General features: G+C 41.0%; 31 protein-coding genes. All 31 read left to right on the top strand.

The window, feature by feature from the left end; all coding sequences use genetic code 11:
- Positions 1-121: 121 nt before the first annotated feature.
- The 31 genes from rpoC to rpsM all read left to right on the top strand — a co-directional run bounded on the left by rpoC (position 122) and on the right by rpsM (position 20,284).
- Positions 122-4,438, top strand: coding sequence for a DNA-directed RNA polymerase subunit beta' (rpoC, locus tag A8O23_RS05890; protein ID WP_066618024.1), 4,317 nt, complete (start codon positions 122-124; stop codon positions 4,436-4,438).
- Between the two features lies 1 nt (position 4,439).
- Positions 4,440-4,754, top strand: coding sequence for a DUF3467 domain-containing protein (locus A8O23_RS05885; RefSeq protein ID WP_066618021.1), 315 nt, complete (start codon positions 4,440-4,442; stop codon positions 4,752-4,754).
- Positions 4,755-4,856: 102 nt separating this feature from the next.
- Positions 4,857-5,273, top strand: a complete 417-nt coding sequence (gene rpsL / locus A8O23_RS05880; RefSeq protein ID WP_066508603.1) for a 30S ribosomal protein S12 — start codon at positions 4,857-4,859, stop codon at positions 5,271-5,273.
- A gap of 13 nt (positions 5,274-5,286) precedes the next feature.
- Positions 5,287-5,754, top strand: a complete 468-nt coding sequence (rpsG, locus tag A8O23_RS05875) for a 30S ribosomal protein S7 (protein WP_066618015.1) — start codon at positions 5,287-5,289, stop codon at positions 5,752-5,754.
- Between the two features lie 2 nt (positions 5,755-5,756).
- On the top strand, positions 5,757-7,856 hold the full coding sequence (gene fusA, locus A8O23_RS05870; protein ID WP_066618012.1) for an elongation factor G: 2,100 nt from the start codon (positions 5,757-5,759) through the stop codon (positions 7,854-7,856).
- 10 nt (positions 7,857-7,866) lie between these two features.
- Complete coding sequence (gene rpsJ, locus A8O23_RS05865; RefSeq protein ID WP_048919298.1) at positions 7,867-8,172, top strand: 30S ribosomal protein S10; 306 nt, start codon at positions 7,867-7,869, stop codon at positions 8,170-8,172.
- A gap of 433 nt (positions 8,173-8,605) precedes the next feature.
- Positions 8,606-9,226, top strand: coding sequence for a 50S ribosomal protein L3 (rplC, locus tag A8O23_RS05860; RefSeq protein ID WP_066618010.1), 621 nt, complete (start codon positions 8,606-8,608; stop codon positions 9,224-9,226).
- Position 9,227: 1 nt separating this feature from the next.
- A complete protein-coding gene (rplD, locus tag A8O23_RS05855; RefSeq protein ID WP_066618008.1) occupies positions 9,228-9,860 on the top strand; it encodes a 50S ribosomal protein L4 in 633 nt (210 codons plus the stop codon).
- The gene (gene rplW, locus A8O23_RS05850; protein WP_048919301.1) at positions 9,860-10,147 is read left to right on the top strand and encodes a 50S ribosomal protein L23; all 288 of its coding nucleotides are present in this window, start codon (positions 9,860-9,862) and stop codon (positions 10,145-10,147) included. Before rplD ends, rplW begins: the two co-directional genes overlap by 1 nt.
- Before the next feature lie 12 nt (positions 10,148-10,159).
- Entirely contained in the window at positions 10,160-10,984 is an 825-nt protein-coding gene (gene rplB, locus A8O23_RS05845) for a 50S ribosomal protein L2 (protein ID WP_066618005.1), read from the top strand.
- A 3-nt stretch (positions 10,985-10,987) separates the two neighbouring features.
- The gene (rpsS, locus tag A8O23_RS05840) at positions 10,988-11,266 is read left to right on the top strand and encodes a 30S ribosomal protein S19 (protein WP_066618002.1); all 279 of its coding nucleotides are present in this window, start codon (positions 10,988-10,990) and stop codon (positions 11,264-11,266) included.
- Complete coding sequence (rplV, locus tag A8O23_RS05835; RefSeq protein ID WP_066618000.1) at positions 11,266-11,652, top strand: 50S ribosomal protein L22; 387 nt, start codon at positions 11,266-11,268, stop codon at positions 11,650-11,652. Before rpsS ends, rplV begins: the two co-directional genes overlap by 1 nt.
- 8 nt (positions 11,653-11,660) lie before the next feature.
- On the top strand, positions 11,661-12,422 hold the full coding sequence (rpsC, locus tag A8O23_RS05830) for a 30S ribosomal protein S3 (RefSeq protein WP_066617997.1): 762 nt from the start codon (positions 11,661-11,663) through the stop codon (positions 12,420-12,422).
- Between the two features lie 27 nt (positions 12,423-12,449).
- On the top strand, positions 12,450-12,872 hold the full coding sequence (gene rplP / locus A8O23_RS05825; RefSeq protein ID WP_066617994.1) for a 50S ribosomal protein L16: 423 nt from the start codon (positions 12,450-12,452) through the stop codon (positions 12,870-12,872).
- A 2-nt stretch (positions 12,873-12,874) separates the two neighbouring features.
- Complete coding sequence (gene rpmC / locus A8O23_RS05820) at positions 12,875-13,069, top strand: 50S ribosomal protein L29 (protein WP_066617993.1); 195 nt, start codon at positions 12,875-12,877, stop codon at positions 13,067-13,069.
- 12 nt (positions 13,070-13,081) lie between these two features.
- Positions 13,082-13,339, top strand: coding sequence for a 30S ribosomal protein S17 (rpsQ, locus tag A8O23_RS05815; protein ID WP_066617991.1), 258 nt, complete (start codon positions 13,082-13,084; stop codon positions 13,337-13,339).
- Between the two features lies 1 nt (position 13,340).
- Complete coding sequence (gene rplN / locus A8O23_RS05810; RefSeq protein ID WP_066617986.1) at positions 13,341-13,709, top strand: 50S ribosomal protein L14; 369 nt, start codon at positions 13,341-13,343, stop codon at positions 13,707-13,709.
- 20 nt (positions 13,710-13,729) lie between these two features.
- The gene (gene rplX, locus A8O23_RS05805) at positions 13,730-14,053 is read left to right on the top strand and encodes a 50S ribosomal protein L24 (RefSeq protein ID WP_066617983.1); all 324 of its coding nucleotides are present in this window, start codon (positions 13,730-13,732) and stop codon (positions 14,051-14,053) included.
- 1 nt (position 14,054) lies between these two features.
- On the top strand, positions 14,055-14,606 hold the full coding sequence (gene rplE / locus A8O23_RS05800) for a 50S ribosomal protein L5 (RefSeq protein ID WP_066617980.1): 552 nt from the start codon (positions 14,055-14,057) through the stop codon (positions 14,604-14,606).
- Between the two features lie 4 nt (positions 14,607-14,610).
- Positions 14,611-14,880, top strand: a complete 270-nt coding sequence (gene rpsN / locus A8O23_RS05795; protein ID WP_066617977.1) for a 30S ribosomal protein S14 — start codon at positions 14,611-14,613, stop codon at positions 14,878-14,880.
- 88 nt (positions 14,881-14,968) lie between these two features.
- On the top strand, positions 14,969-15,367 hold the full coding sequence (rpsH, locus tag A8O23_RS05790) for a 30S ribosomal protein S8 (protein WP_066617974.1): 399 nt from the start codon (positions 14,969-14,971) through the stop codon (positions 15,365-15,367).
- An 11-nt stretch (positions 15,368-15,378) separates the two neighbouring features.
- On the top strand, positions 15,379-15,933 hold the full coding sequence (gene rplF, locus A8O23_RS05785) for a 50S ribosomal protein L6 (RefSeq protein ID WP_066617971.1): 555 nt from the start codon (positions 15,379-15,381) through the stop codon (positions 15,931-15,933).
- A gap of 9 nt (positions 15,934-15,942) precedes the next feature.
- Positions 15,943-16,296 (top strand): 50S ribosomal protein L18, encoded by a 354-nt coding sequence (gene rplR, locus A8O23_RS05780; protein WP_066617970.1) that lies wholly within the window; start codon positions 15,943-15,945, stop codon positions 16,294-16,296.
- Positions 16,297-16,301: 5 nt separating this feature from the next.
- Entirely contained in the window at positions 16,302-16,820 is a 519-nt protein-coding gene (gene rpsE, locus A8O23_RS05775; protein ID WP_066617969.1) for a 30S ribosomal protein S5, read from the top strand.
- Between the two features lie 2 nt (positions 16,821-16,822).
- Complete coding sequence (gene rpmD, locus A8O23_RS05770; protein ID WP_066617966.1) at positions 16,823-17,002, top strand: 50S ribosomal protein L30; 180 nt, start codon at positions 16,823-16,825, stop codon at positions 17,000-17,002.
- 1 nt (position 17,003) lies between these two features.
- Entirely contained in the window at positions 17,004-17,450 is a 447-nt protein-coding gene (gene rplO, locus A8O23_RS05765; protein ID WP_066617963.1) for a 50S ribosomal protein L15, read from the top strand.
- 3 nt (positions 17,451-17,453) lie between these two features.
- The gene (gene secY, locus A8O23_RS05760) at positions 17,454-18,779 is read left to right on the top strand and encodes a preprotein translocase subunit SecY (protein WP_066617960.1); all 1,326 of its coding nucleotides are present in this window, start codon (positions 17,454-17,456) and stop codon (positions 18,777-18,779) included.
- A gap of 3 nt (positions 18,780-18,782) precedes the next feature.
- Positions 18,783-19,553 (top strand): type I methionyl aminopeptidase, encoded by a 771-nt coding sequence (map, locus tag A8O23_RS05755; RefSeq protein WP_066617952.1) that lies wholly within the window; start codon positions 18,783-18,785, stop codon positions 19,551-19,553.
- Between the two features lie 3 nt (positions 19,554-19,556).
- Positions 19,557-19,775, top strand: coding sequence for a translation initiation factor IF-1 (infA, locus tag A8O23_RS05750; protein WP_048919321.1), 219 nt, complete (start codon positions 19,557-19,559; stop codon positions 19,773-19,775).
- 4 nt (positions 19,776-19,779) lie between these two features.
- Positions 19,780-19,896: a type B 50S ribosomal protein L36 gene (ykgO, locus tag A8O23_RS21200; protein ID WP_071885446.1), complete on the top strand. Its 117-nt coding sequence runs from the start codon at positions 19,780-19,782 to the stop codon at positions 19,894-19,896.
- A gap of 10 nt (positions 19,897-19,906) precedes the next feature.
- Positions 19,907-20,284 (top strand): 30S ribosomal protein S13, encoded by a 378-nt coding sequence (rpsM, locus tag A8O23_RS05745; RefSeq protein WP_066617949.1) that lies wholly within the window; start codon positions 19,907-19,909, stop codon positions 20,282-20,284.
- The last annotated feature ends 1 nt before the right edge of the window (position 20,285 follow it).

Genomic DNA, 20,285 nt, shown 5'->3' with positions numbered 1-20,285 from the left:
AGCTGTTTTGAAGGAGATTTCAGAAAAAGAGGCCAAAAACGCCACTTTCTGAAATCTCCCTCTTACACGTTAGAAGAGCGGCTTAGTAAAAAGGAATTTTACATATCTAGCAACACATAACATGGCGTTAGCAAGAAATAAAAAATTAATCCAGGACTTCTCTAAAGTTACGATCAGCTTGGCTTCTCCAGAATCAATTCTGGAAAGATCAAACGGTGAAGTAACTAAACCGGAAACCATTAACTACAGAACCTATAAACCTGAAATGGGCGGTTTGTTCTGCGAGCGGATTTTTGGACCGGTAAAGGACTGGGAGTGCCACTGCGGTAAATACAAGAGAATCCGTTACAAAGGGATTATCTGTGACCGTTGCGGGGTAGAAGTAACTGAGAAAAAAGTGCGCCGTGAGCGCATGGGACATATTGAATTAGTTGTACCGGTAGCACATATCTGGTACTTCAAATCATTGCCAAACAAAATTGGATATCTGCTGGGCTTACCAACAAAGAAGCTTGATCAGATTATCTATTATGAGCGGTATGTGGTGATTCAACCAGGTATCTTAGGGGAAGACGGTGTAAACGTGCTAGACTTCCTGACAGAAGATGAGTATCTGGACATGGTCGACAAGCTGCCTCGTGAGAACCAGATGTTGGACAATAATGATCCAAACAAGTTCATCGCGAGAATGGGAGCTGAAGCACTACAGATGCTTTTGGAGCGCATCAACTTAGATGACCTTTCATATGACCTACGCTACTCAGCTGCACATGAGACTTCTCAGCAGCGTAAAGCAGAGGCATTAAAGCGTCTTCGTGTGGTAGAAGCATTCCGTGACGCTTCAACCAGAATTGAGAATAAGCCGGAGTGGATGGTAATCAGAATGGTGCCAGTAATTCCACCAGAATTGCGTCCGTTAGTTCCTTTGGATGGTGGCCGTTTTGCTACTTCTGACTTGAATGACTTGTACCGTCGCGTGATCATCCGGAACAACCGTCTGAAGCGTTTGATAGAGATCAAAGCGCCAGAGGTAATTCTACGGAACGAGAAGCGTATGCTTCAAGAGGCGGTAGACTCTTTGTTCGACAACTCACGTAAAGTGAACGCTGTACGTGCAGAAGGAAACCGTGCCCTGAAGTCACTTTCTGATATGCTGAAAGGTAAGCAAGGACGTTTCCGTCAGAACTTATTAGGTAAGCGGGTTGACTACTCTGGTCGTTCCGTGATTGTGGTTGGTCCAGAGCTGAAACTGCATGAGTGCGGCCTTCCTAAGAACATGGCAGCTGAGCTTTTCAAACCGTTCATTATCCGCAAGCTTATTGAACGCGGTATCGTGAAGACGGTGAAATCTGCGAAGAAGATCGTAGATAGAAAAGACCCGGTGGTATGGGATATTTTGGAAAACGTACTGAAAGGACACCCAGTTCTATTGAACCGTGCCCCTACACTCCACAGATTAGGTATTCAGGCCTTCCAGCCAAAACTGATTGAAGGAAAAGCGATTCAGTTACACCCGTTGGTAACCACAGCATTTAACGCCGACTTTGACGGTGACCAGATGGCGGTGCACGTTCCTCTAGGACCTGCTGCTATCTTGGAAGCCTCTATGTTGATGTTGGCATCGCATAATATCCTGAACCCTGCGAATGGTGCCCCAATTGCGGTACCATCTCAGGACATGGTATTAGGCTTATACTACGTGACCAAAGGAAAGCGCTCAACTGAGAATGAGAAAATTGCTGGTGAAGGCATGTCATTCTACAGCGCAGAAGAGGTTATCATTGCTATCAATGAAGGTCGCTTGTCTAAGCATGCGTTCATCAAAGTGCGCGTGAAAGTGCTGAATGAAAAAGGCGAACTGGAAACAAAATTGGTAGAAACGGTTGCTGGTCGTGTACTGTTCAACCAATTCGTACCAGAAGAAGTAGGTTATGTAGACGAGCTTCTTTCTAAAAAGAAACTACAGCAGATTATCTCTCGTGTGTTCAAAGTAACAGGTATGGCGAGAACTGCTCAGTTCTTAGATGATATCAAAACTCTAGGTTTCCAGTCTGCTTATAAAGGCGGCCTGTCTATGGGACTTGGTGACATCGTAATTCCGAAAGAGAAAGATATCTTGGTAGGTCAGGCCAAAAAAGATGTAGATGCTGTTTGGGCAAACTACTCAATGGGTCTTATCACAGATAATGAGCGTTACAACCAGGTAATTGATATCTGGACCCGTATCAACAACCAGATCACTGAAACATTGATGAGCCGTCTTGAGAAAGACGACCAAGGTTTCAACTCTATCTTCATGATGATGCACTCAGGAGCCCGTGGTTCAAGAGAGCAGATCCGTCAGTTAGGTGGTATGCGTGGTCTGATGGCTAAGCCTCAGAAATCATTACAGGGTTCAGTAGGGGAGATCATTGAAAACCCAATTCTTTCTAACTTCAAAGAAGGCCTGGATGTAATTGAGTACTTTATCTCTACCCACGGTGCTCGTAAAGGTCTAGCCGATACAGCCTTGAAAACAGCGGATGCGGGATACCTTACCCGTCGTTTAGTAGACGTTTCTCAAGACGTTATAGTAAACGAAGAAGATTGCGGTACACTGCGTGGTCTGGAAGTGAGCGCACTGAAAGACAATGAAGATATCGTTGAGTCTCTGTCTGAGCGTATCCTGGGTCGTGTAAATGTTCACGACATCATCGATCCTCTGACTGGAGATCTGATACTGGAATCAGGAAGTGAAATAACGGAAGAAGTGGCACGTGCCATTGAGAACACTGCTATTGAGAGTGTAGAAATCCGTTCAGTACTTACTTGTGAAACCAAGCGTGGTATCTGCGCCAAGTGCTACGGCCGTAACCTTTCATCTGGACGAATGGTGCAGAAAGGTGAAGCAGTAGGAGTTATTGCAGCCCAGTCAATTGGTGAACCAGGTACTCAGTTGACACTTCGTACGTTCCACGTGGGTGGTACAGCTTCTAACATTGCCGTTGATGCAGCTATCCGTGCTAAATTCAACGGTGTGGTAGAATTTGAAGATGTTCGTACTATTGAAACAACCAACGCTGAAGGCGAGCCTGTAAAAGTAGTTATGGGTCGTTCAGGCGAGGTGAAGATAGTGGAGCCGACAACAGGTAAGCTGTTAATCAGCAACCACGTTCCTTACGGTTCATTCCTTGTTGTGAAAGAAGGACAGACCATAGCCAAAGGAGACGAATTGTGTAACTGGGATCCATACAACGCGGTCATCTTATCCGAGTTTGATGGTACCATTGCATACGACTCAATCTTGGATGGTGTAACATACCGTGAGGAGTCAGATGAGCAAACAGGTCACCGTGAAAAAGTAATCATAGAGACCAAAGATAAGACCAAGAACCCTGCAATAGTAGTAAACCCAACCAATGGAGAGCCAAAAGGATACAACATTCCGGTGGGAGCTCACTTAACAGTGGAAGATGGTCAGCGTATCAAAGCGGGTCAGATCATTGCTAAAATACCACGTGCCATTGGTAAGACTCGTGACATCACGGGTGGTCTTCCACGTGTTACTGAGCTTTTCGAAGCTCGTAACCCATCTAACCCAGCGGTAGTGAGTGAGATAGACGGTGTAGTGACATATGGCGGTGTGAAGCGCGGTAACCGTGAAATTTACATTGAATCTAAAGACGGTGTGAAGAAGAAGTACATGGTGCCTCTATCCAAGCACATCCTGGTTCAAGATAATGACTTCGTACGTGCCGGTGTTCCACTGTCAGATGGTGCCATTACTCCAAATGACATCCTGAACATTCAGGGTCCAGGTGCTGTGCAGGAATACTTAGTGAACGAGATACAGGAAGTATACCGTCTGCAAGGGGTGAAGATCAATGACAAGCACATTGAAGTAGTGGTTCGTCAGATGATGCAGAAAGTAAACGTAATCGACCCAGGTGATACCAGCTTCCTGGAAAACCAGACGGTTGATAAAGTAACGTTTATGGAAGAGAATGACATGATCATTGACATGAAAGTAGTGGAAGATGCAGGAGACTCATCTACCATGAAACCAGGTATGATTGTGACAGCTCGTCGTCTGCGTGATGAAAACTCCAGCTTGAAACGCCGTGACTTACGCTTAGTAACAGTCCGTGATGCTCAACCAGCAGTGTCTAGACCAACCTTACAAGGTATTACACAAGCTTCATTGGGTACACAGAGCTTTATCTCTGCAGCTTCCTTCCAGGAAACTACGAAGGTGTTGAGCGAAGCAGCTATCAAAGGAAAAGCAGATGAGTTACTTGGTCTGAAAGAAAACGTAATTGTAGGACACTTAATACCAGCAGGTACAGGTCTGCGTGAGTACACTAAATTGATTGTTGGTTCAAAGGATGAATATGAAGCCTTAACTGCCAGCAGACAAGCTAGTACCAGAGCCAAACAAGGCGAACTGCAAGAAAAATAAGATGACCGGAGCAGAACAACAAAATCAGATCAATATAGAGCTGACAGAGGAAATAGCGGAAGGAGAATATGCTAACTTAGCTATGATTGCGCATTCCCACAGCGAATTTGTGATAGATTTTATTCGGCTCATGCCGGGTATTCCAAAGGCAAAAGTAAAATCAAGAGTGGTGATTACTCCAGAGCATGCCAAACGTTTCTTGGCTGCTTTGGAGGAAAACATCCAAAAGTATGAGCAAAGTTTTGGGGTGATCAAGCAGACGCAAGAGGCCCCTAGCTTTCCTCTGAATTTTGGAGGAACTGTTGGTGAAGCATAAGCCATTAATAATTAATGAATTAAAACTTTGAATTTGCAAAGCTTATTTTATACCTTTGCAAACCATTTTTTGAAGAGAGAAATCAGTTTAAAAAGTTAGTAAATGCCTACTATACAACAATTAGTAAGAAAGGGAAGAGAGAAGCTAACATCTAAGTCTAAATCCCCAGCCCTTGACTCATGCCCACAAAGACGTGGCGTGTGCACGCGCGTTTACACAACCACACCTAAAAAGCCAAACTCTGCAATGAGAAAAGTGGCTCGTGTGCGTTTGACAAACGGCAAAGAAGTCAATGCCTATATTCCGGGTGAAGGCCACAATCTGCAAGAGCACTCTATTGTGCTAATCAGAGGTGGTCGTGTGAAAGACTTACCAGGTGTAAGATATCACATTATCCGTGGTGCTCTGGATACAGCTGGAGTTAATGGCCGTCTGCAGTCCCGTTCTAAGTACGGAGCTAAGCGTCCGAAGCCAGGTCAACCAGCAGCAGCTGCAGGTAAAGGCGGTAAGAAAAAATAATTGAGTTAAGACAATGAGAAAAGCGAAACCAAAGAAGAGAATTCTTCTTCCTGATCCAAAATACAAAGAAACTCTAGTTACCCGTTTCGTAAACTACCTAATGGTAGACGGTAAAAAGAGTGTGGCTTACAAGATATTTTACGATGCTTGTGACTTAGTTGAAAAAAGAACTAAGGAGAACGGTCTTGAGACCTGGAAGAAAGCATTGAACAATATCATGCCAGGTGTAGAGGTGAAAAGCCGCCGTGTGGGTGGTGCAACTTTCCAGGTGCCTACTGAAGTGCGTCCGGATAGAAAGATTTCTCTTGGAATTAAATGGATGATCACCTATGCTCGCAAGAGAGGTGAAAAAACAATGATGGATAAACTGGCAGGCGAAATCATTGCGGCTGCCAAAGGAGAAGGCGCAGCTGTGAAGAAAAAAGATGATACTCACAGAATGGCAGAAGCCAATAAAGCTTTCTCACATTTCAGATTCTAGTAATGGCAAGAGATTTAAGATATACAAGAAATATTGGTATTGCTGCGCATATTGATGCCGGTAAGACAACCACTACAGAGCGTATTCTTTACTATGCGGGCGTTAGCCACAAGATAGGAGAGGTGCACGATGGAGCTGCCACCATGGACTGGATGGAGCAGGAGCAGGAAAGAGGTATTACCATTACTTCTGCTGCTACAACAGTTAACTGGGAGTACAGAGGTGACAAATACCATATCAATATTATTGATACACCAGGTCACGTTGACTTCACTGTAGAAGTAAACCGTTCTCTTCGTGTATTAGATGGTTTAGTGTTCTTGTTTAGCGCTGTTGACGGTGTTGAGCCGCAGTCAGAGACAAACTGGAGACTAGCAGATAATTACAAAGTAGCCCGTATCGGTTTCGTTAATAAAATGGACCGTTCTGGCGCTGATTTTCTTGCAGTGTGTAAACAAGTGAAAGAAATGCTAGGAAGTAACGCCGTTGCACTTCAGTTGCCAATAGGCTCTGAAGATAACTTCAGAGGCGTTGTTGACTTAGTAAACTTCAGAGGTATTGAATGGAATGAGCATGATAAAGGGATGACCTTTACCGAAGTGCCAATTCCTGACGATATGATTGAAGAGGCAGAAGAATACAGAGAAAAGCTTTTAGAAGCGGTAGCAGAGTATGATGAGTCATTGATGGAGAAATACTTCGATGATCCAAACTCTATTACAGAAGAAGAGATTCTGAATGCTCTACGTAAAGCAACCATTGATATGGCTATTGTGCCAATGCTTTGCGGTTCTTCATTCAAGAACAAGGGTGTGCAAACTATGCTTGACTATGTGATGGCACTTTGCCCATCTCCAATGGACAAGGAAAGCATCATTGGTACTAACCCAGATACTGGGGAAGAAGTGAAGCGTAAGCCTAGCGAATCTGAGCCTTTCTCAGGTCTGGCTTTCAAAATTGCGACAGACCCATATGTAGGCCGTCTATGTTTCGTGCGTGCTTACTCTGGAGTATTAGAGTCAGGATCTTACGTATACAATACCCGCTCAAATAACAAAGAGCGTATCTCTCGCATCTTCCAGATGCACGCAAATAAGCAGAATCAGATTGAAAGACTGAGCGCTGGTGATATTGGAGCGGTAGTAGGATTCAAAGATATCAAGACAGGCGATACACTTTGCGACCAGAACGCAAAAATTGTACTGGAATCAATGGATTTCCCAGAGCCAGTAATTGGATATGCAATAGAGCCTAAAACTCAGGCAGACTCTGATAAAATGGGTATGGCGATAGCCAAACTTATTGAAGAGGATCCAACGTTACAGGTCAACACGGACGAGGAGACTGGTCAGACTATCCTAAGAGGTATGGGTGAGCTTCACTTGGAGATCATCATAGACCGGATGAAGCGTGAGTTCAAGGTAGAACTGAACCAGGGTGCACCACAGGTAGCTTATAAAGAAACAATCACCAAAACTGTTGAACACAGAGAGGTGTATAAGAAGCAGTCAGGTGGACGTGGTAAGTTTGCAGATATCGTGTTCAACATTGGACCACGTGATGATGACAAGCAAGGCCTTCTATTTGAAAATGCTATTGTTGGTGGTGTGATTCCAAAAGAATTCATCCCAGCTATTCAAAAGGGGTTTGAGGAGGCGATGAAGAACGGTATTTTAGCCGGTTTCCCAGTTGACTCTATGAAAGTGCGTTTGTTCCACGGTTCATTCCACGATGTAGACTCTGACTCATTATCCTTTGAATTAGCAGCTCGTCAAGGGTTCAAAGAAGCAGGAAAGCAATGTGCTCCAAAGTTACTTGAGCCAATCATGGCAGTTGACGTAGTTACTCCAGATGAATATACTGGTCCAGTAACAGGAGACTTGAACAGAAGAAGAGGTATCATGAAAGGTATGGATACAAAAGGAACATCTACAGTAGTAAAAGCAGATGTACCTTTGTCAGAACTTTTCGGATACGTAACAGATCTACGGACTATCACTTCTGGTAGAGCAACTGCCTCTCTTACTTTCTCACATTATGAGCAGGTACCACAGAACTTGGCAGATGGGATTATCGCAAAAATTAAAGGAACAGCGAAATAGTTGAAATAGAATGAATCAAAAGATCAGAATCAAACTGAAATCTTACGATCACAATCTGGTAGATAAATCATCAGAGAAAATCGTGAAAGCGGTAAAAGCAACTGGTGCGATCGTAAGTGGTCCCATTCCGTTGCCAACTGAAAAAGATATATTCACCGTTTTACGTTCACCACACGTGAACAAAAAAGCGAGAGAGCAATTCCAGCTTTGCACCTACAAGAGATTAGTAGATATCTATTCTACTTCATCAAAAACAGTAGATGCATTGATGAAACTTGAATTGCCAAGTGGAGTTGACGTCGAAATCAAAGTTTGATAGAGACCAAATGAACAAAAAAGGGAGAGGGAAACCTCTCCCTTTTTTTATGCGGAAGGAAAACAGAAAAGGTGATAGTGAAAAAAAAACATTGAAAAAGATATAGCAAGAGTTGGTAATCCATCTAAATAGAGACTACTATGACTTAATCTATTGCGAATTATTTAATATAAAAAATAGTAAGAAAAGAAATAGAGTAAGAAAAAAACATGAAGGGTGATATAAAAAAGTAGATGTGCAGAGGATACAATAAAGAAATGAAAGTAAAAAAGATAAAAAGTGAGTAAAAGCAGGTAATAAGCAGAAAGAACATTAGTAACTGAGAACAAATAATTTAGGATAGCTTGTAAAATAAAAATTAAATATAGAACTTTGCACTCCCTAAATAATCCCGAGTGGGATATAGTGTTAATTGTTTAAATAAAAAAGTAGAATGCCTGGAATTATCGGTAAGAAAATCGGAATGACAAGCCTCTTCACTCCTGATGGGAAGAGCGTGGCCTGTACTTTGATTCAAGCAGGACCATGCGTAGTAACTCAGGTTAAAACGCAGGAGACAGACGGTTATACCGCTGTGCAGCTTGGGTACGGAGAGAAGAAAGTAAAAAGAACAAGCAAGGCGCTTGCTGGTCACTTTGCTAAAGCAAATACTACCGCAAAGAAGAAGCTGGTAGAATTCAGAGAAGATGATGTTGCTTCTTACACGTTAGGTGCTGAGGTAAATGTGTCAATCTTCGATGAAGGAGAATTTGTAGATGTGGTAGGTACCTCAAAAGGTAAGGGTTTTCAAGGAGTTGTTAAGCGCCATAATTTTGCTGGTGTTGGTGGTCAAACGCACGGTCAGCACAACAGAGCAAGACACCCTGGTTCAATTGGTGCCTGCTCTTGGCCTTCAAGAGTATTCAAAGGTATGCGCATGGCAGGTAGAACAGGTGGAGAGCGTGTGAAAATCGAAAACTTACGAGTTTTACGCGTGTTGGCAGAACAAAATGTACTAGTAGTAAGCGGTTCAATACCTGGCGCTAAAAATTCATTTATTGTAGTTGAGAAATAAGATGGACATATCAGTTTTCAATAGTAAAGGACAAGATACCGGAAGAAAAGTAACTCTTCCTGAGTCGGTGTTCGGGGTAGAACCTAATGAGCACGCAATGTATCTTGACGTAAAGCAGTATTTAGCCAATCAGCGTCAGGGAACACACAAAGCGAAGGAACGCAATGAAGTAGCAGGTTCTACTAAAAAGATCAAGCGCCAAAAGGGAACTGGTGGCGCAAGAGCTGGTTCATTAAAAGCTCCAATTTTTGTAGGTGGTGGTCGCGTATTTGGACCAAGACCAAGAAACTACAGCTTTAAGTTAAATAAGAAATTAAAATCTTTAGCAAGATTGTCAGCCCTTTCTACTTTAGCCAAAGAAGATAGATTGGTGTTGCTAGACAACTTAGTAATAGATACTCCTAAAACAAGTTCTTTTGCGGCCGTTCTAGATAGCTTGAACGTTTCTGCTCGCAAAACTCTTGTAGTAACCAAAGAAGCTGACAAGAATGTAGTTCTTTCAAGCAGAAACTTACCTAAAGTAAAGGTGGCAACTCCAGCGGCATTAACAACTTATGATTTGTTGAATGCTGACAGAGTAATCTGTTTAGAGGAATCTCTTTCTATTTTTGAAGAAATTTACGCAAAGAAATAATGAGCATTCTTAAAAGACCTTTGCTTACTGAAAAGCTTACTGCTCTTAATGAAGTAGGAAAATATGCTTTTGAAGTAGATAGAAAAGCCAATAAAATTGAAATTAAAAAGGCTATTCAGTCACGTTACGGTGTAACAGTAGAGAAAATCTCTACTATGAGAACCCAAGGAAAATTAAAGTCTCGCAACACAAAATCTGGTGTTGTAACAGGACGTACAGCATCCTCTAAGAAGGCGATTGTCACTTTGAAAGAAGGGGAAGTAATCGATTTCTATAGCGGTATATAAGCACATACTAGAATGGCATTAAAAAAACTAAGACCGACAACACCAGGTCAAAGATTTAGAATAGCGCCTGCCTTCACTGAAATTACGAAGAGCGAGCCTGAGAAATCTTTGTTGGCATCCAAGAAAAAATCTGGTGGACGCAACAATTCAGGAAGAATGACCATGCGCTACATTGGTGGTGGTCACAAAAAAAGATTCCGTATTATCGATTTCAAAAGAACGAAATATGGAGTTCCTGCAACTGTTAAAGCGATTGAATACGATCCGAACAGAACAGCGCGTATAGCACTGTTGTATTACGCGGATGGAGAAAAGAGCTACATAATTGCTCCAACAGGCTTGGCTGTGGATGCAACAGTAGTATCAGGTCCAGGTGTAGCTCCAGAAGTAGGTAATGCTTTGCCACTTTCTGATATTCCTTTAGGTACAATTGTACACAACATAGAGTTAGCACCAGGCCAAGGAGCTGTTTTAGCTAGAAGCGCTGGATCTTATGCGCAGTTAGTAGCCCGCGAAGGTCGTTATGCTACTTTGAAATTGCCTTCAGGTGAAATGAGAATGGTGTTGGTTAACTGCCTTGCCACTGTAGGAACAGTATCTAATGCAGACCATATGAACGTGAAGCTTGGAAAAGCTGGACGTAGCAGATGGAAAGGTATTAGACCAAGAGTAAGAGGTGTTGCCATGAACCCTGTTGATCACCCAATGGGTGGTGGTGAAGGTAAATCTTCTGGAGGTCACCCAAGATCTCGTAATGGTCTGTACTCTAAAGGACAGAAAACCAGAAATAAAAACAAATATTCTGAGAACCTGATTGTTAATAGAAGGAAAAAATAGGTAATGGCAAGATCATTAAAAAAAGGGCCTTATATTGACTTTAGGCTCGATAGAAAAGTGCAAACAATGGAAGAGTCAGGTAAGAAATCTGTGATCAAAACTTGGTCAAGACGTTCTATGATTTCTCCAGATTTCGTAGGTCATACATTTGCTGTACATAATGGAAATAAATTTATTCCTGTGTACGTGACTGAAAATATGGTAGGCCATAAGTTGGGAGAGTTTGCTCCTACTAGAAACTTTAGAGGCCATATTGCTAAAAAGGATAAAGGTAAGAGATAATGGAAGCGGTAGCTAAATTAAATAACGTACCAAGCTCACCACGGAAAATGAGATTGGTAGCGAACTTGATTCGCGGCAAAAGCGTTGTTCGCGCTTTAGGATTATTGAAATTCCAGCCGAATTCCGGAGCACCTAAGTTAGAAAAGCTTATCCTTTCTGCTTTATCAAACTGGCAAGCTGCCAATGAAGATGCCCGTATCGAAGACGCTAATCTTTTTATCAAAGAAATTAGAGTAGATGAAGGCAAAATGCTGAAGAGACTACGTCCTGCCCCACAAGGTAGAGGACATAGAATCAGAAAAAGATCAAACCATGTAACTCTTGTGATTGATTCAAAAGAAGAAGTTGAGACAGTTGAATCATCTAAATCTAACGAATCCAAATAGCTGTAAGAATGGGACAAAAAGTTAATCCAGTAGGCCTTAGATTAGGTATAGTAAAAGGCTGGGACTCTAATTGGTTCGGAGGCAAGGATTTCGCTGATAAACTGATCGAGGACGAAAAAATCAGAAAATATATTTTAGCTCGTATTCCTAAAGGAGGTATCTCTAAAATTATTATCGAGAGAACTCTTAAAAGAATCACTATCACCATCAATACTGCAAGACCAGGTGTTGTTATCGGTAAAGGTGGTCAGGAAGTAGATAAAATTAAAGAAGAACTGAAAAAGGTTACCAACAAAGATGTACAAATCAACATCTTCGAAATCAAGCGTCCTGAATTAGATGCTAAATTGGTAGGCGAATCAGTTGCTCAGCAATTACAAGCTAGAATCTCTTTTAGAAGAGCTATGAAGCAAGCAATTGCTTCTGCTATAAGAGTAGGTGCTGAAGGTATCAAAATTCAGGTATCCGGCCGTTTAGGTGGTGCTGAAATGGCACGTACTGAACATTATAAAGAAGGACGTACTCCTTTACATACTTTAAGAGCTGATATTGACTATGCATTATCTGAAGCACAGACAGTATATGGTAAATTAGGTATTAAAGTGTGGATCTTTAAAGGAGAAGTTTTTGGTAAAAGAGATCTTTCTCCTAATGCTGGCCAACAGGCTGGTGGTCCTTCTTCTGGCTCGCGTAATGAAAGAGGTGAAAGAGGTGATCGTCGTAACGATCGCAAACGCCCTGACGCTGCTCAAAAGCGCAAGCGCAAGTAGTTGTTCAACCTTTAGGTAAATTAAGAAATGTTACAGCCAAAACGGACGAAATATAGAAAGATGCAAAAGGGCCGTGTGCACGGTCTTGCGCATAGAGGAAGTACAATTTCCTTTGGTTCTTTCGCCATTAAATCATTAGAAGCTTCTTGGATCACCAGTCGGCAAATTGAAGCAGCTCGTATTGCCATGACCCGTGCAATGAAGCGTGAAGGCCAAGTGTGGATTAGAATCTTCCCAGATAAACCTATTACCAAAAAACCTGCAGAGGTTCGTATGGGTAAAGGTAAAGGTTCTCCAGAATATTGGGTAGCCGTTGTAAAACCAGGCACCATTATGTTTGAATCAGATGGTGTGTCTTTGGAAGTGGCGCAAGAGTCTTTAAGACTGGCTGCTCAAAAGCTACCTGTAAGAACAAAATTTGTAGTACGTAGAGATTACGTAGAGAAATAGCCATGAAGCAAGCTGAGATAACAGCTCTATCCCTCCAAGAGGTAAAAGAGCAATTGACAACCGAAAGAAATAACTTGCAGAACCTAAAGTTCGCGCATGCTATTTCTCCTCTAGAAAACCCTAGCAGAATTAAGCATACAAGAAAAACCATCGCCAGACTAGAGACTCAACTTCGTTCTCTAGAGCTCAATGGCTAATAAGAGAAATCCATGGAGACGAGAAATCTAAGAAAAGAAAAAACTGGACGAGTGGTAAGCAACAAGATGGATAAGTCTATCACCGTTCTTGTTGAAAGCAAAGTGAAACACCCAATGTATGGGAAATTTGTTTCCAAGTCTAAAAAGTTCATGGCTCATGATGAAAACAACGAATGTGGTATCGGTGATACTGTTCGCATCATGGAGATAAGACCATTGAGCAAAAACAAATGCTGGCGCTTAATAGAAATAGTAGAAAGAGCGAAATAAGATGATACAACAAGAATCAAGACTTAGTGTTGCTGATAACAGCGGAGCAAAAGAGGTTCTGTGCATCCGTGTATTAGGAGGTACAGGTAAGAAATATGCCTCAGTTGGTGATAAAATTGTTGTTACCGTAAAATCTGCTCTTTCTTCAGGCAACGTTAAAAAAGGAACTGTTACTAAAGCAGTAATTGTTCGCACCAAGAAAGAAGTTCGTCGTAAAGATGGATCTTATATTCGTTTTGATGATAACGCAGCTGTGTTATTGAACAACAACGATGAGCCACGTGGTACGCGTATTTTTGGGCCTGTAGCCCGTGAGTTACGTGAAAGACAGTTTATGAAAATTGTTTCTTTGGCTCCGGAAGTATTATAAAAACGAGAAGAGAAAAAGAAATGTCAAAGCATAAACTTCATGTAAAGAAAGGCGATACTGTAAAAGTAATCGCTGGTGATGACAAAGGTAAAACCGGAACAGTAACTTCTGTGCTTGTTGAAAAGCAGAAAGTTTTAGTAGAGGGTGTAAACTTTGTGTCTAAGCACCAAAAGCCAAGTGCAAAGAATCCTAACGGCGGAATCGTTAAAGTTGAAGCTCCTATACACGCCAGCAATGTCATGTTAGTAGAGCCAGCAACCAACGTAGCTACTAGATCTGGTAAGAAGCTGAACGATGATGGAAAGCTTCAGCGTTACTCTAAGAAAACCGGAAACTTAATCTAAAATGGCAGCTAGACTTAAAGATAAATATACAAAAGAAATTGTGCCTGCATTGAAAGAAAAATTTCAATACAAGAGCATAATGCAAGTACCAAAAATTACCAAGATCAGCATTAATAGAGGTATTGGTAATGCAGTGGCTGACAAAAAGCTGGTTGATATTGGAGTAGAAGAGCTAACCATCATTGCTGGTCAAAAAGCAGTTCAAACAAAAGCGAAAAATTCAATTTCAAACTTCAAATTAAGAGAAGGTATGCCTATCGGGGCTAGAGTTACTCTTAGAGGTGAGAAAATGTATGAGTTTTTAGATCGTTTGGTAACTGTTGCCTTGCCTCGGGTAAGAGACTTTAAAGGTATCAGTGACAAAGGTTTTGATGGCCGCGGCAACTATACGTTAGGCGTTAAGGAGCAAATCATTTTTCCAGAAATAAGCATAGATAAAATCAAAGCTATTGCTGGTATGGATATTACTTTTGTTACTACTGCTACCACAGATGAAGAAAGCCTAGAGCTTTTAAGAGCTTTTGGTTTGCCTTTCGCTAATTTAAAGAAATAAGAAAATGGCTAAAGAATCGATCAAAGCGAGAGAGCTTAAAAGACAAAAACTAGTTGCCAAGTACGCTGCGAAGCGTGCCGCTTTAAAGGCTGCTGGTGATTATGAAGGTTTGGACAAACTGCCTAAGAATGCTTCTCCAGTTCGTTTACACAACAGATGCAAATTGACTGGAAGACCAAGAGGATACATGAGAAAGTTCGGTATTTCACGTGTGACTTTCAGAGAAATGGCCTCAGCAGGTAAGATTCCTGGAGTAACGAAGGCTAGTTGGTAATTATTACTCCTACCATAATAGTAGTTAGGAAAAACATTAGTATCTTTGCGGCTCCTTAAAAAGAGCGGAATCTAAAAAATATAGTCTAATGCATTCAGATCCGATAGCAGATTATTTAACTAGACTACGGAATGCGATAAAAGCGCATCACCGGGTAGTTGAAATTCCGGCTAGCAATATCAAAAAAGAAATAACCAAGGTTCTTTACGAAAAAGGTTATATTCAAAGTTACAAGTTCGATGATAGTTCTGTTCAGGGCACCATTAAAATTGCTCTGAAATATGATCCCGCCACAAAGCAATCTGCTATCGTGAAACTTGAGAGAATCAGCAAGCCTGGACTCCGTAAGTATGTTCACCTAGATGAAATGCCTAGAGTATTGAATGGATATGGCGTAGCCATCCTTTCTACTTCTAAAGGTGTTATCACTGACAAAGAGGCTAAAGGCCTTAACGTTGGAGGTGAAGTGTTGTGTTATGTGTATTAATTGAAGTAGAAATGTCACGGATAGGAAAACTGCCCATCACACTCCCACAAGGTGTAGAGGTGACGGTAAGCCAGGACAACTTGGTTACAGTGAAAGGCCCTAAAGGAACACTTTCTTCTCAAGTTGATACTGATATCATAGTAGCTGTAGAGGAGGGAGTACTTACTGTATCTCGTCCTACCGAGCAAAAGAGACATAAAGCCATGCATGGTTTATACCGCTCCATATTGAACAATATGGTAATAGGTGTAAGTGCGGGATATAAAGTTTCACTTGAATTAGTTGGTGTTGGATACAAGGCCACTACTCAAGGACAAAATTTAGAGTTAGCTTTAGGATATTCTCACAATATCTATGTTGCTCTTCCTTCTGAAATCACTGCGAACGCAGTAACTGAAAAAGGAAAAGCTCCAGTAATAACTCTAGAAGGAATAGATAAGCAGTTGATTGGTCAGGTTGCTGCCAAAATTCGCTCATTACGTAAAGTTGAGCCTTACAAAGGTAAGGGTATCAGATTCGTGGGTGAAGTGGTTAGAAGAAAAGCTGGTAAAACTGCTTCTAAATAATTTATAGAAATGGCATTCGATAAAGCAAAAAGAAGACTGAGAATCCGTAGGAGCATCCGTAATAAGGTGTCCGGAACAGCTCAGCGTCCACGTCTTTCTGTATTCAGAAGCAATAAATTTATATATGCTCAGCTGATTGATGACGTGAATGGTGTAACATTGGCAAGTTCTTCATCTGCAACTACTGAAGGAGTAAGTTCTACAAATAAAGTAGAATCATCTTCATTAGTTGGGCGTGATATAGCAGCTAAAGCCCTTGAGAAAGGTATTACTGAAGTTGTTTTCGACAGAGGTGGATACTTATACCATGGTCGTGTAAAATCGTTGGCAGAAGGCGCTCGTGAAGCGGGTCTTAAATTCTAAAGAGCATGTCAAAATTAAATATTAAGAGCGTTAAGGCCAGTGACATTGAACTGAAAGAACGCGTTGTAGCCATCAATAGAGTTGCCAAAGTAGTAAAAGGTGGTAGAAGATTTAGTTTTTCTGCTATTGTAGTAGTTGGTGACGGAAACGGTGTAGTAGGTTACGGTTTAGGTAAAGCTAATGAAGTAACTGATGCTATAGCCAAAGGTATAGACGATGCAAAGAAAAATCTTGTTCGCGTGCCTTTGTTTAAGCATACTGTTCCACATCCTATGGAGGGTAAATTCTCAGGTGGATTTGTGTTAATCAAACCAGCTGCAGCTGGTACGGGTGTAATAGCTGGTGGTGCGATGCGTGCTGTATTTGATAGTGCAGGAATAAAAGATGTTTTGGCTAAATCAAAAGGATCTTCTAATCCTCACAATGTGGTGAAAGCTACATTTGATGCACTTTCTAAAATGCGTGATCCGTTGGTAGTTGCTCAGCAACGTGGTATCAGTTTACAACGTGTATTTAACGGATAGTTATGGCAAGTGTAGAAATAACCCAGATAAAAAGTATTATTGACCGCCCTGAAAGACAAAAGAGAACTATGAAAGCTCTAGGTCTTGGAAAGATCAATAAAACTGTCACTAAAGAGTTAACTCCGCAAGTAGCCGGAATGGTTAACAAAGTACAACATTTAGTAACCATTAAGGAGGTTTAAAATGAACTTAAGCAATTTAAAACCTGCTGAAGGTTCTGTAAAGAACCGGAAGAGAATTGGTCGTGGTACTGGTTCTGGTAGAGGTGGTACTTCTACCCGTGGACATAAAGGAGCTAAATCACGCTCAGGATATTCTTCTAAAGCCGGATTTGAAGGTGGTCAGATGCCTTTAGTACGCCGTGTACCAAAATTTGGTTTTAAGAACATCAACAGAGTTGAATTTACTGCCATCAACTTAGACGTTTTACAGAATCTATCTTCTAAAGTAGGTTCTACTGTTATCAATTTCGATACTTTCCGTCAGAACGGTTTAGCCTCTAAAAATGATAACATCAAAGTATTAGGTAGAGGTGAATTAACAACTGCTGTAGAAGTGCATGCTCATGCATTCTCAAAATCGGCAGTTGAAGCAATTGAAAAAGCAGGCGGCAAGGTTGTGACTTTGTAACAGATGAAGAAGCTGATTAATACGATTAAGAATATTTTTGCGATTGAAGATTTGCGAGTTAGAATCCTAAATACTTTAGGATTCATCGCAATTTTCAGATTAGGATCATTTGTCGTTTTACCTGGCATTGATCCTAACCAATTGAAGTCAAGTTCACAGGGCATATTAGGTCTGCTGGATACTTTCCTTGGGGGTGCATTTAGTAATGCATCCATTTTTGCGTTAGGTATCATGCCTTATATATCTGCTTCAATCGTGTTGCAGCTTCTAACTATTGCTGTACCATATTTTCAGAAACTACAAAAAGAAGGAGAGTCTGGTCGTAAGAAAATAAACCAGTATACCCGTTTACTTACTATTGTAATTACTCTGGCTCAGTCTGTTGGGTTCTTAGCAACTATCAATTCTGAAGCAATAGATCCTTCTGTAGCAGGACCATTATTTACAATTTCTTCCATGATCATCTTGACTGCCGGGACAATGTTCTGTATGTGGCTAGGAGAGAAGATTACTGATAAAGGTATTGGTAATGGTATTTCTATGCTAATCATGATTGGTATAGTTTCTCGTCTACCAGGTGCCTTAATAGGTGAGGCAATGGCACTTGGGTTGAATAGAGCATTAGTTTTCATCATTGAGCTAATGGTGCTGTTTTTTGTAGTGATGAGTGTTGTTATGCTAACACAGGCTGTAAGAAGAATTCCAGTGCAGTATGCAAAGCAGGTAGGCGGAAGTTCATCTTTGCAAGCAGGTCAGAGACAATTTATTCCACTTAAAGTTAATGCTGCCGGAGTAATGCCAATCATTTTCGCTCAGTCGTTGATGTTCTTGCCTGGTATGATTGCGTCTTTCTGGAGAAATGAAAGTGATTTAGCTAATGAGGTAGGGAATGTTTTCTCTGACTTCACTTCATGGCAGTATAACTTATCTTTTGCTATACTCATCATTATCTTTACCTTCTTTTATACTGCAATAAGTGTAAACCCAAATCAGATTTCTGATGATTTGAAAAGAAGTGGAGGTTTTATACCTGGTGTTAAACCTGGTTTAGCTACTTCAGAATTTATAGATGAAGTTTTAACTCGTATTACTTTTCCTGGCGCTCTATTTTTAGCTATTGTTGCTATTCTTCCTTCTATAGCTATCTTATTTGGGGTGACTAGAGAGTTTGCTGCATTCTTCGGAGGTACTTCCTTAATAATTTTGGTTGGTGTTGTATTGGATACTTTGAACCAAATTGAAAGTTATTTGTTGATGCGTCATTATGATGGAATGATGAAGTCTGGCAAGCTAAGAGGTCGTTCTAAAAACGTTGCAGTTGCTTCATAATTAATGATTGTTTACAAAACAGAAGAGGAAATAGATTTAATAAAGCAGGGTGCTGACATTTTAGGACAGGCTCATGGTGAGGTCACCAAGTTTGTTAAAGAAGGTGTCAGTACTTTGCAACTAGATAAAGTTGCTGAAGAATTCATACGTGATCATGGAGGTGCTCCCTCTTTCAAAGGTTACAATGGTTTTATGCATAGTTTGTGTATTAGCTTAAATTCAGCTGTTGTACACGGTATACCTAGTTCTTACTCTCTGCGGTCTGGAGATGTTGTTTCTATAGACTGTGGAGTTTTTTTTAAAGGTTTTCACAGTGATAGCGCCTATACCCATGCTGTTGGCAATGTGGATCCTTTAGTAACTGATTTATTGATCAAGACTAAAGAATCTTTGTATAAAGGTATAGAATGGGCTGTTGCCGGATCTAGAATTGGAGATATAGGCTTTGCCATTCAAAATCATGTTGAAAAGCATGGTTATGGTGTAGTAAGGGAACTAGTAGGTCATGGTGTAGGCAAAAGCTTACATGAAAGTCCTGAAGTACCAAACTACGGTAAAAGAGGGCAAGGGCTTAAACTTCAGGAGGGTCTTGTACTAGCTATTGAGCCGATGGTAAATTTAGGTTCACGGCATGTGGTTCAAGAGGAAGATGGCTGGACTATCCGTACTCGAGATAAAAAACCTTCTGCTCATTTTGAACATACTGTAGTTGTTCGAAAAGGGAAAGCAGAGATTTTGACAACTTTTGATTATATAGATAAAGCACTGAACTGATACATGGCTAAACAGTCTTCTATCGAACAAGACGGTACCATCATTGAAGCCCTTTCGAACGCTATGTTCCGGGTGGAGTTAGAAAATGGCCATCAAGTTATTGCTCATATTTCTGGAAAGATGCGGATGCACTACATCAAAATTCTTCCTGGTGATAGAGTAAAATTGGAAATGTCTCCTTACGACCTTAGTAAAGGTAGAATAGTTTACAGATACAAATAAACAGATGAAAGTTAAAGCGTCAGTAAAAAAGCGCAGTGAAGACTGCAAAGTGATCAGACGTAAAGGAAAACTTTACGTGATCAACAAGAAGAATCCACGTTATAAACAAAGACAAGGTTAATTATTAAAACATGGCTAGAATAGCAGGAGTTGATATTCCAGATAACAAAAGAGGCGAAATTGCCTTGACGTACATCTACGGCATTGGTCGTAAGTTGTCACAGTCGATTTTAGTTAAGGCTGGGGTGGATCTTGACAAAAAAGTAAAGGATTGGTCAGAAGATGAAGCTGGCGAAATCCGTAATGTAATCGCTTCTGAGCACAAAGTTGAAGGTGTTCTTCGTTCCGAAGTCCAATTGCACATCAAGCGTTTGATGGACATTGGTAGCTACCGCGGTCTACGTCACAGAAAAGGTTTACCAGTTAGAGGTCAGAGAACTAAAAACAACTCTAGAACTCGTAAAGGCAAGCGTAAAACTGTTGCTAACAAGAAGAAGGCATCTAAATAAT

It is taken from the genome of Rufibacter roseus (assembly GCF_001647285.1).
Classification (GTDB): domain Bacteria; phylum Bacteroidota; class Bacteroidia; order Cytophagales; family Hymenobacteraceae; genus Nibribacter; species Nibribacter roseus.
Note: the sequence above shows the minus strand (reverse complement) of the source record. Positions and strands in the feature narration are given on the sequence as shown.